Annotated in this window: 2 protein-coding genes and 1 tRNA gene; all 3 read right to left on the reverse strand. The window is 64.4% G+C overall.

Annotated features, from left to right (window positions below):
- Nucleotides 1-236, reverse strand: a 236-nt coding sequence (locus C8J46_RS20625) for a transposase zinc-binding domain-containing protein (RefSeq protein WP_207894254.1), incomplete at its 3' end; no start/stop codon positions are given.
- Between the two features lie 6 nt (nucleotides 237-242).
- Nucleotides 243-1,151 carry a tyrosine-type recombinase/integrase gene (locus tag C8J46_RS20630; RefSeq protein ID WP_132742553.1) on the reverse strand — a complete coding sequence of 303 codons (909 nt, stop codon included), beginning with the start codon at nucleotides 1,149-1,151 and terminating at the stop codon, nucleotides 243-245.
- 327 nt (nucleotides 1,152-1,478) lie between these two features.
- Nucleotides 1,479-1,555, reverse strand: a tRNA-Met gene (locus C8J46_RS20635).
- Between the last annotated feature and the right edge of the window lie 18 nt (nucleotides 1,556-1,573).

A 1,573-nucleotide genomic window follows, 5' to 3' on the forward strand; every position in this document is an offset into this window, starting at 1 on the left:
ACATCGGCAACCTCGGCGGGCAGCGTGAAGACGACATGGAAGTAGCCGACCGGCAGAAGGTCGGCCTCGCGCTCGGCGAGCCACGTGCGTGCCGCTGCGCCCTGGCACCGCGGGCAGTGCCGGTTCCGGCAAGAGTTGTAGGCAACCCGCCAGTGCCCGCAGTCGGTGCAGGCTTCGACGTGACCGCCCATGACGGCGGTGCGAAAGATGTCGGCGACCTCGACAGAGGCACGCATTCTCGCTCAGCCGCTGAACGCTCTCGCTTCCATAGCGGTCATCGCCAGCCTGTCGAACGGACTGGTCACGTTGCGCAGCACCCGGGTGGCGACCTGCGTGTAATAGGCGGTGGTCTCCAGCTTGGCGTGCCCTAGCAGCGTCTGAATGATGCGAACGTCGATTCCGTCCTCGAGCAGGTGCGTGGCGAAACAGTGCCGCAACGTGTGCGGTCCGACCCGCTTATCGATGCCCGCTGCTTGCCCCGCCTCGACCACCACCCGGTAGATCTGCCGCGTGCTGAGAGGCTTGAGATAGTGCTGACCGGGAAACAGCCACCCATCGACGTGCAATACGCCCTCACGCCGACCCACTCGCCACCACTCCCGCAGCAACGCCAACAGCCCGACCGGGAGCATGGCGTTGCGATACCGCCCGCCCTTGCCGCGCTCGACCCGCAGCAGCATGCGCTCGCTGTCGACGTCGCGCACTTTGAGGGCGGAGACCTCGGCCGCACGCAGTCCGGCGCCATAGGCGACCGACAGCGCCGCCTGATGTTTGAGGCATGTGGTTGCCGCCAACAGCCGCGCCACCTCGTCCTGGCTCAGGACCACCGGCAACTTGCGCACGTGCCGCATGCGGACCAGCTTACGGGCAAGATCCGGCCGGTCGAGCGTCTCGATGAAGAACAACCGCAGTGCCGATACGATAGCATTCATGGTCGGCGCAGGCACGCCCAGGTCACATTGCTCGATCTGGAAGCGCCGAACCTCCTCCGCCGTTGCTGTGTCGGGCGAGCGTCCGAGGAACGCCGCGAACCGCCCGACGTCGCGAATGTAGTTCCGATGCGTCTCAGGACCGAAGCGGCGTATGTCCATCTCGTCAGTGAGACGTTGGCGTAACGGGCTGACGGCAACAACGGGTATGAGGATGGTCATGGCAGGGCTCCTTTCGTGGAACCCCGATGCTCTGCCTGCTTCCCGTAGCGCTCAACCGATGCGCTACACCCGCGATGTCAATTCAACCGCGCCCCGCACGACCCTCCCGCGCAGCGGGTTCGTGCTTCCACCAAAAACGGCCTTTCGCTTCCAAATTTCGAGCGCTCGCACCGCCGCTGTATCGCACGCGCGTTTCACGTGCGTGGGTCGATGGGGCATTGCAGGTGGAAATGACCGGTGAGCTCGCAGCGATGCTTCTGATCAGCCAGCCGACCAGACAAAAGAAATCCTCGGGAGCGGATGCTTCCGAGGTTCGACAAGTCAAGGTGGTTGCGGGGACAGGATTTGAACCTGTGACCTTCAGGTTATGAGCCTGACGAGCTACCGGGCTGCTCCACCCCGCGACATTCGCGTTAGCGAAG

The organism is Sphingomonas sp. PP-F2F-A104-K0414 (assembly GCF_004340945.1).
In the GTDB taxonomy this organism is placed as follows: domain Bacteria; phylum Pseudomonadota; class Alphaproteobacteria; order Sphingomonadales; family Sphingomonadaceae; genus Sphingomonas.

Bases quoted from the DNA above. Each gene is read 5' to 3' on its own strand.
- C8J46_RS20630 (WP_132742553.1), bottom strand. From the start codon at position 1,151: ATGACCATCCTCATACCCGTTGTTGCCGTCAGCCCGTTACGCCAACGT.